Annotated in this window: 6 protein-coding genes; 2 read left to right on the forward strand and 4 right to left on the reverse strand. The window is 71.0% G+C overall.

From position 1 onward, the window contains the following. Positions 1-190 precede the first annotated feature (190 nt). From L1885_RS18820 to L1885_RS18830, 3 genes are all read right to left on the reverse strand, one after another. Positions 191-1,006, reverse strand: coding sequence for a thioredoxin domain-containing protein (locus L1885_RS18820; RefSeq protein ID WP_235798318.1), 816 nt, complete (start codon positions 1,004-1,006; stop codon positions 191-193). A 58-nt stretch (positions 1,007-1,064) separates the two neighbouring features. Continuing rightward, complete coding sequence (locus L1885_RS18825) at positions 1,065-1,769, reverse strand: hypothetical protein (RefSeq protein ID WP_235798319.1); 705 nt, start codon at positions 1,767-1,769, stop codon at positions 1,065-1,067. 153 nt (positions 1,770-1,922) lie between these two features. Next, the gene (locus L1885_RS18830; protein WP_235798320.1) at positions 1,923-3,263 is read right to left on the reverse strand and encodes a DUF2252 domain-containing protein; all 1,341 of its coding nucleotides are present in this window, start codon (positions 3,261-3,263) and stop codon (positions 1,923-1,925) included. 383 nt (positions 3,264-3,646) lie between these two features. Between L1885_RS18830 and dnaE the strand changes: the two genes are divergently transcribed. After that, a complete protein-coding gene (dnaE, locus tag L1885_RS18835) occupies positions 3,647-7,186 on the forward strand; it encodes a DNA polymerase III subunit alpha (protein WP_235798321.1) in 3,540 nt (1,179 codons plus the stop codon). A gap of 179 nt (positions 7,187-7,365) precedes the next feature. Here dnaE and L1885_RS18840 read toward each other — a convergent pair whose 3' ends face one another. After that, positions 7,366-7,533 carry a hypothetical protein gene (locus L1885_RS18840; protein ID WP_235798322.1) on the reverse strand — a complete coding sequence of 56 codons (168 nt, stop codon included), beginning with the start codon at positions 7,531-7,533 and terminating at the stop codon, positions 7,366-7,368. Positions 7,534-7,761: 228 nt separating this feature from the next. Here L1885_RS18840 and L1885_RS18845 point away from each other — a divergent pair. Continuing rightward, positions 7,762-8,458, forward strand: a 697-nt coding sequence (locus L1885_RS18845) for an NYN domain-containing protein (protein ID WP_235798323.1), incomplete at its 3' end; no start/stop codon positions are given.

The following is an 8,458-nucleotide window of genomic DNA, read 5'->3' on the forward strand; positions in this document are numbered from 1 at the left end:
GCCGCGCCGGGCGGGCGGGGCAGGCGGGCGAGATGCGAGCCTCGGCCCCGGACTCCGGACCCGAACACGGATCCGGACCCGGGCTCCGGGCCCGGACGGCGAACGGACGGCGGGGGCGCGGACGGCCGCTGCCGTACCGCGCCCCCGCCCGCGCGCCCGGGGGCGCGTCCCGCTCAGGGCCGGGCGGACGTCACTTCAGGGCGGGCTCGATGACCGCGTTGAACTGGTCCTGCGTCAGCGGCGGGTTGTTCTGGCCGCCGGGCACCGTCAGGTCCTTGCCGTCGACCTTGAAGGTCGGCGTGGCGGTGTAGCCGTCCTTGTTGAACTTCGCCGCCATCTTGAGCGCCCACGCGTCGAAGGTGCCGCTCTTGACGTCCTTCTGGAACGTCGCGTTGCCCTTCAGCGCGGGCACGGTGTCGGCGATCTTGAGGAGGTAGGAGTCGGACTTGAACTTGTCCTCGTTCTCGTCCGGGTGGAACTTCGTCGAGTACATGGCCGACTTGTACTGGAGGAACGCGTCGGGGCTGACGTTGAGCGCCGCGCCGAGGGCGGACAGGCCGTTCTTCGAGCCCTGGCCGTTGTCGTGGTCGTCGATGAAGTCGGCGCCGACGTACTGGAGCTTGTACTTGCCCGCGTCGACGTCCTTGTGGATCGTCGCGCCGAAGGCGTTCTCGGCCTGCATGCAGATCGGGCAGCGCGGGTCCTCGGCCTCGACCAGCGTCTTCTTGGCGGTGGACTTCCCGATGACGACGGTGGTGCCGTCGGTGCCCGAGGTGTTCTTCGGGGCGGTCACGTTCGTGACCTTGCCCGCGGCCTCCCAGGCGGAGGGCTTGTTGGCGTGGTTCACCAGCAGGACGACGCCGGCGGCTATCGCGAGGACGACGACGCCGGAGCCGGCGACGATCGACTGCTTGCGGATCTTGTCGCGCTTGGCCTGCTTCTCGCGCTCGACGCGCAGGCGCTCGCGGGCGGCGGCCTTGTTGGCGGAGTTGTTGCGTGCGCTCATGACTGTCTGACTCCGTGGGGTGGCACAGAACGGATGGGGGACGGACCGGAAGCGGTACTCAGGCGGCGAGGCCGAGCACGGCGGCGGGCGGTCCCCGCCGTCCCACGGAGTGCACGAGGAGGTCGGTGGCGGTGGCCCGCGGCGGACGGGTCGCGCGGCGGCGGACGGTGCCCGGGGCGCGGTGGCCGCCCCGCGTCGCCGCGTGCACGGCGAGCAGGAGCGGGCTGAAGGCGAACGCCGCGGCCGTCAGGACGAGCCCCGCGACCGCGCTCTCGCCGCGCCGCAGCCAGGCCGACGCGAGCAGGCCCACCGAGACGTGCACGGCGAGCAGCAGCCACGGCATCCAGGGCCGGTCCGGCGAGGTCAGGAAGGCGGCGGCCGGACCCGGCTCGGCGCCCATGGCGCCGACCCCGGGCAGGTGGGCGCCGACGGGGTGCCCGCACAGGACGTCGAAGCCGACGGAGCGCAGCGACCCGGTGACGGGGCCGCCGACGGGTCCGTAGCAGATCTGCTGTCCCGTGGTGAAGACCGTGTCGGCCGCCAGTTCCAGGGGGACGAGCAGCGCCGCGATGCTCCCGAAGCCGCGCTCGCGCCCGGCCAGGGCGTAGGCGGCGCAGAAGACGGCGCCCGTCAGTGCCGCCAGTACGGACAGCGGCAGCGCGGATCGCGACAGCACCACGTGCGAGCCCGCGGACAGCGTCACGACCAGGGCCGTGAAGAGGGCTGCCCGCGCGGCTCGCAGCTGCGTCGCGGATATGTTCATCGGACCCGAGTGTGCCACGAGGGGCTGTCGGGAGGATCTAAAGGTGTCCGAACCGATACGGGCCCCGGCGCTCCGCCCGGCCGGATCCGGCCACCCTGACGGGGCCGGGGGGCGCCTCCCGCCGCCCCGGCCCCCGTGGTCGCGGGCCGCCGGTCACGCCCGCGTCCCGCCGATGCGCCCGTTGCGGAAGAGGTCCACGAAGATCTGGTGGTCGGCCCGCGCCCGCGCGCCGTACGTGTGGGCGAAGTCCACGAGGAGCGGTGCGAAGCCCTCCTCGTCGGCCGCGATGGCCGCGTCGATGGCCCGTTCCGTCGAGAACGGCACCAGCGTGTGGCCGCTCTCGTCGTCCGCCGCCGCGTGCATCGTCGCGGTGGCCCGGCCGAGGTCGGCGACGACGCCCTCGATCTCGGCCGGGTCGTCGATGTCGGACCAGTCGAGGTCGACCGCGTACGGGGAGACCTCGGCGACCAGCTGCCCCGCGCCGTCGAGCTCGGTCCAGCCGAGCCAGGGGTCGGCGTGGGCCTGGAGGGCGCGCTGGGAGATGACCGTGCGGTGGCCCTCGTGCTGGAAGTAGCCGCGCACCGCGGTGTCCGCGACGTGCCGGGAGACGGCCGGCACCTGCGCCTGCTTGAGGTAGATGACGACGTCGTTCTCCAGGGCGTCGCTGTTCCCCTCCAGCAGGATGTTGTAGGAGGGCAGGCCGGCCGAGCCGATGCCGATGCCGCGCCGGCCGACGACGTCCTTGACGCGGTAGGAGTCCGGGCGGGCGAGGCTCGCCTCGGGCAGCGTCTCCAGGTAGCCGTCGAACGCGTCGAGGACCTTGTAGCGGGTGGCCGCGTCCAGCTCGACCGAGCCGGCGCCCGCCGAGAACCTGCGCTCCCAGTCGCGGATCTCGGTCATCGAGTCGAGCAGCGCGAAACGGGTCAGCGCGCGGGCCGAGCGCAGCGCGGTCAGCAGCGGCCCCCGGGCGGTGTCCAGCGTGAAGGGCGGCACCTCGTCGTCGCGCGCGCCGGTGGCGAGGGCGTGGATGCGCTCGCGGTAGGCGGCGGCGCACGTCTCGACGAGGCCGGTGATCTGCGCGTCGCTGAGCGCCTTGCCGTACCCGACGAGCGCGAGGGAGGCGGCCAGGCGCTTGAGGTCCCAGGTGAAGGGGCCGACGTACGCCTCGTCGAAGTCGTTGACGTTGAAGACGAGGCGGCCGCCCGCGTCCATGTAGGTGCCGAAGTTCTCGGCGTGCAGGTCGCCGTGGATCCACACCCGGCCGGTGCGTTCGTCCTGGTAGGCGCGCTCCTCGGGGCCGCTTCGCAGGTCGTGGTAAAAGAGGCAGGCCGTGCCCCGGTAGAAGGCGAACGCCGAGGCGGCCATCTTGCGGAACTTCACCTGGAACGCGGCGGGGTCGGCCGCGAGGAGTTCACCGAAGGCGGTGTCGAAGACGGCGAGTATGTCCTCGCCGCGCTGCTCGTCCGCTGCTGCCGGGGGTCGGGGAGCCGACATCGTCTGGTGCCTCCTGGTCGCGCGTGTTCCGGCGGTGCCGGCCGTTGGTCCGGGGGCGCCCCCCGTCCACCCCCGGCAACGCGCGGGGTGCGCGGCGAGTGCCCGGCGGGGGCGGCGAACTCCCGTGCGCACGGGCCCGCGGCGGCCTGGCGGGGCGCCGGCGACACGCCCGTGCGGAGCGGTCGCGAGGATCCGCCCGCCGGTCCTCCCGGACGGTCCGGGCGGCCTCGTTCGCGGCCTGTCCGGGGGTCCGCCGGCCGGCCCCGCGGGGACCCCCGCCGGGGTCCCCGGGGGCCTCCGGGTGTCTGCCCCGAGTCGTAGACTCCACGACGTCGCCTCGGACAGTTCCCACCCCATCCGCGCCCGCCGCTGGAGGCCCCACCGTGACAAAGCCGCCGTTCACGCACCTGCACGTGCACACCCAGTACTCCCTGCTGGACGGTGCCGCGCGGTTGTCCGACATGTTCTCCGCCGCCAAGGAGATGGGCATGTCGCACATTGCGATGACGGACCACGGCAACCTCCACGGCGCGTACGACTTCTTCCACCAGGCGAAGAAGGCGGAGGTCACTCCGATCATCGGGATCGAGGCGTACGTGGCGCCCGAGTCCCGCAAGCACAAGCGCAAGATCCAGTGGGGCCAGCCCCACCAGAAGCGCGACGACGTCTCGGGTTCCGGCGGCTACACGCACAAGACGATCTGGGCGGCGAACGCGACGGGCCTGCACAACCTCTTCAAGCTGTCGTCCGACGCCTACGCGGAGGGCTGGCTGCAGAAGTGGCCCCGTATGGACAAGGAGACCATCGCGCAGTGGTCGGAGGGGCTGATCGCCTCCACCGGCTGCCCCTCGGGGGAGCTCCAGACGCGGCTGCGCCTCGGTCAGAAGGAGGAGGCGCTGAAGGCGGCTTCCGAGTACCAGGACATCTTCGGCAAGGACCGGTACTTCCTGGAGCTGATGGACCACGGCATCGAGATCGAGAGCCGGGTCCGCGACGGGCTGCTGGAGATCGGGAAGAAGCTCGGCATCCCGCCGCTCGTCACGAACGACTCCCACTACACGTACGCGCACGAGGCGACGGCGCACGACGCCCTGCTGTGCATCCAGACCGGCAAGAACCTCTCCGACCCGGACCGCTTCCGCTTCGACGGCACCGGCTACTACCTGAAGTCGACGGACGAGATGTACGCGGTCGACTCGTCCGACGCCTGGCAGGAGGGCTGCGCGAACACGCTGCTGGTGGCGGAGCAGATCGACACCTCCGGCATGTTCGAGAAGCGCGACCTGATGCCGAAGTTCGACATCCCGGACGGCTTCACGGAGATCACCTGGTTCCAGGAGGAGGTGAAGCGCGGCATGGCGCGCCGCTACCCGGACGGCGTGCCGGACGACCGGCAGAAGCAGGCCGAGTACGAGATGGACATCATCATCCAGATGGGGTTCCCGGGGTACTTCCTCGTCGTCGCCGACTTCATCATGTGGGCGAAGAACAACGGCATCGCGGTGGGCCCGGGCCGCGGCTCCGCGGCCGGCTCGATCGTCGCGTACGCCATGGGCATCACCGACCTCGACCCGATCACGCACGGCCTGATCTTCGAGCGGTTCCTCAACCCCGAGCGCATCTCGATGCCCGACGTCGACATCGACTTCGACGAACGCCGGCGCGTCGAGGTCATCCGGTACGTGACGGAGAAGTACGGGGCCGACAAGGTCGCCATGATCGGCACGTACGGCAAGATCAAGGCCAAGAACGCGATCAAGGACTCCGCGCGCGTGCTGGGCTACCCGTACGCGATGGGCGACCGCCTCACGAAGGCGATGCCCGCCGACGTCCTCGGCAAGGGCATCGACCTCTCCGGCATCACCGACCCCAAGCACCCGCGCTACGGCGAGGCGGGCGAGATCCGGGGGATGTACGAGAACGAGGCCGACGTCAAGAAGGTCATCGACACGGCGAAGGGCGTCGAGGGCCTGGTGCGGCAGATGGGCGTGCACGCCGCCGGCGTCATCATGTCCAGCGAGCCGATCGTCGACCACGCCCCGCTGTGGACGCGGCACTCCGACGGCGTGACGATCACCCAGTGGGACTACCCCCAGTGCGAGTCGCTCGGCCTGCTGAAGATGGACTTCCTGGGCCTGCGGAACCTGACGATCATGGACGACGCCGTCAAGATGGTGAAGTCCAACAAGGGCAAGGACCTCGACCTCCTCGCGATCCCGCTGGACGACCCGAAGACGTACGACCTGCTGTGCCGGGGCGACACGCTGGGCGTCTTCCAGTTCGACGGCGGCCCGATGCGATCCCTGCTGCGGCTGATGAAGCCCGACAACTTCGAGGACATCTCCGCCGTCTCGGCGCTGTACCGGCCGGGCCCGATGGGCATGAACTCGCACACGAACTACGCGCTGCGCAAGAACGCCCAGCAGGAGATCACGCCGATCCACCCGGAGCTGGAGGAGCCCCTCAAGGAGGTCCTCGGCCTGACCTACGGCCTGATCGTGTACCAGGAGCAGGTGCAGAAGGCCGCCCAGATCGTCGCCGGCTACTCGCTGGGCGAGGCCGACATCCTGCGCCGCGTGATGGGCAAGAAGAAGGCCGACGAGCTCGCGAAGAACTTCGTCCTCTTCCAGGAGGGCGCCCGCAAGAACAACTACTCGGACGAGGCGATCCAGGCCCTGTGGGACGTGCTGGTCCCCTTCGCCGGCTACGCGTTCAACAAGGCGCACTCGTCCGCGTACGGCCTGGTCACGTACTGGACGGCGTACCTCAAGGCGAACTACCCGGCCGAGTACATGGCGGCCCTGCTGACCTCGGTGAAGGACGACAAGGACAAGTCCGCCGTCTACCTCAACGAGTGCCGGCGCATGGGCATCAAGGTGCTGCCGCCCAACGTCAACGAGTCGCAGCCGAACTTCGCCGCCCAGGGCGACGACGTGATCCTGTTCGGCCTGACGGCCGTGCGCAACGTCGGCCAGAACGTGGTCGATTCGGTCATCCGCAGCCGCAAGGCGAAGGGGAAGTACGCCTCGTTCCCCGACTTCCTCGACAAGGTCGAGGCCGTGGTGTGCAACAAGCGCACGATCGAGTCGCTGATCAAGGCGGGCGCCTTCGACGAGATGGGCCACACCCGCAAGGGCCTCGTCGCGCACCACGAACCGATGATCGACAACGTGGTGCAGGTCAAGCGCAAGGAGGCCGAGGGGCAGTTCGACCTGTTCGGCGGGATGGGCGAGGAGCAGTCCGACGAGCCGGGCTTCGGGCTCGACGTGGAGTTCTCCGACGTCGAGTGGGACAAGTCGTACCTGCTCGCGCAGGAGCGGGAGATGCTCGGCCTGTACGTCTCCGACCATCCGCTGTTCGGCATCGAGCACGTGCTGTCCGACAAGTCGGACGCCGCCATCTCGCAGCTGACGGGCGGCGAGCACGCGGACGGCGCGGTCGTCACGATCGGCGGCATCATCTCGGGCCTGCAGCGCAAGATGACCAAGCAGGGCAACGCCTGGGCGATCGCGACGGTCGAGGACCTGGCCGGTTCCATCGAATGCATGTTCTTCCCGGCGACGTACCAACTCGTCTCCACGCAGCTGGTGGAGGACACCGTCGTCTTCGTCAAGGGCCGTCTCGACAAGCGCGAGGACATCCCGCGCCTGGTCGCGATGGAGCTGTCCGTGCCGGACCTGTCCAACGCCGGCACCGACGCGCCGGTCACGATCACGATCCCCACGGTCCGCGTCACCCCGCCGATGGTGAGCCGGCTCGGGGAGATCCTGGGCAACCACCGGGGCAACTCGGAGGTCCGCATCAAGCTGCAGGGCGCCCGCAAGACGACCGTGCTGCGGCTCGACCGGCACCGGGTGCAGCCCGATCCGGCCCTCTTCGGCGACCTGAAGGTGCTGCTCGGCCCATCCTGCCTGGCTGGCTGACCGGCGGGGCCGGCACGGACCGGCCCGCCCGTCCGCGGCGGCAGCGGCCGCGGCGGGATTCCGGCCGGGGACCGGCATGCGAGGGGCGCGCCCGCCGGCGGCGGGCGCGCCCCTCGCGCATGTCCCGTCCCCTGCGCACCGGGGGGCGGGGGCACGGCCCACGGGGCCCGCGCGGAGCGTCAGTTGTGGCCGAAGCGCTTCTGCCGCTTGCCGTGGGCGGTGGGCTCCGGAGCGGTGAACCTGGCCTGCTCGGACTCGCTCATCTTCTCGGCGGCGGGCGACGTGGCGGTCGCGGCGCGGTCGGCGGCCTGCGGCTTGCTCCGGTCGCGGTTGCGGTTCTTGGCCATGGTGTACCTCCTGAAGGGGTTGTGGGGCCAGGGCCGTTGCCAGACTCACACGCCCGGAAAACCAGCGCATTTTGGATCATTGCCGTGTGTAGTGATCCCTCGTCACAGGGGTCCCGCGCCGTCCGCCACGCCGATGATCCAGTTCGGGACCTTAAGGGGGGCCGAGTCGGGCAGACTCGAACCGAACCGGAAGCATCCCCCCTCCGATCCCGAGGTTCCCGAAAGAAGGTGGAACACGTGGACCGCTGCGTCGTCCTGGTGGACGCCGGCTATCTGCTGGGCGCCGCCGCGAGCCTCCTCGCCGGAGAGCCGGCCCGCTCCCGCATCACCGTCGACCACGTCGCCCTGATCAGGGGCCTGCGCGAGCGCGCGGAACAGGAGACGGAACGCCCGCTGCTGCGCATCTACTGGTTCGACGGCGCCCCCGACCGGGTCCCCCAGCCCGAGCACCGCAGGCTGCGCGTGATGCCCCGCGTGACGGTCAGGCTCGGCGCCCTGACCCGCAGCGACGGCCGGTGGGCGCAGAAGGGCGTGGACGCGGCGATGCACGCCGAACTGACGGAGCTGGCGAGGAATCGTGCCTGCTCCGACATCGTCCTCGTCACCGGTGACGGGGACCTGCTGCCGGGCCTGATGTCCGCGAAGGAGCACGGGGTCGCCGTGCACCTGTGGGCCGTGCAGGCCGCCGACGGCGACTACAACCAGTCCGAGGACCTCGTCGCCGAGGCGGACGAGCGCCGCGTGCTCGACCGCGGCTGGATCACCCGCGCGGTGGGCGCGCGGGACCTCGGCATCTGCCAGCCCTCGCCCGCCACCCGGCCCGACATCGCGGCGATCCTGGCCGCTCCGCTGCCCGAGTCCGCGCCGGAGGGTCCCGGCCGCCGGGAGGGGCAGCCGGCGGGCGGGCCGGGCAGCGTCCCCGCCG

It is taken from the genome of Streptomyces fuscigenes, assembly GCF_021556455.1.
GTDB lineage: Bacteria > Actinomycetota > Actinomycetes > Streptomycetales > Streptomycetaceae > Streptomyces > Streptomyces fuscigenes.

Bases quoted from the DNA above. Each gene is read 5' to 3' on its own strand.
- L1885_RS18820 (WP_235798318.1), bottom strand. From the start codon at position 1,006: ATGAGCGCACGCAACAACTCCGCCAACAAGGCCGCCGCCCGCGAGCGC.
- L1885_RS18825 (WP_235798319.1), bottom strand. From the start codon at position 1,769: ATGAACATATCCGCGACGCAGCTGCGAGCCGCGCGGGCAGCCCTCTTC.
- L1885_RS18830 (WP_235798320.1), bottom strand. From the start codon at position 3,263: ATGTCGGCTCCCCGACCCCCGGCAGCAGCGGACGAGCAGCGCGGCGAG.
- L1885_RS18840 (WP_235798322.1), bottom strand. From the start codon at position 7,533: ATGGCCAAGAACCGCAACCGCGACCGGAGCAAGCCGCAGGCCGCCGAC.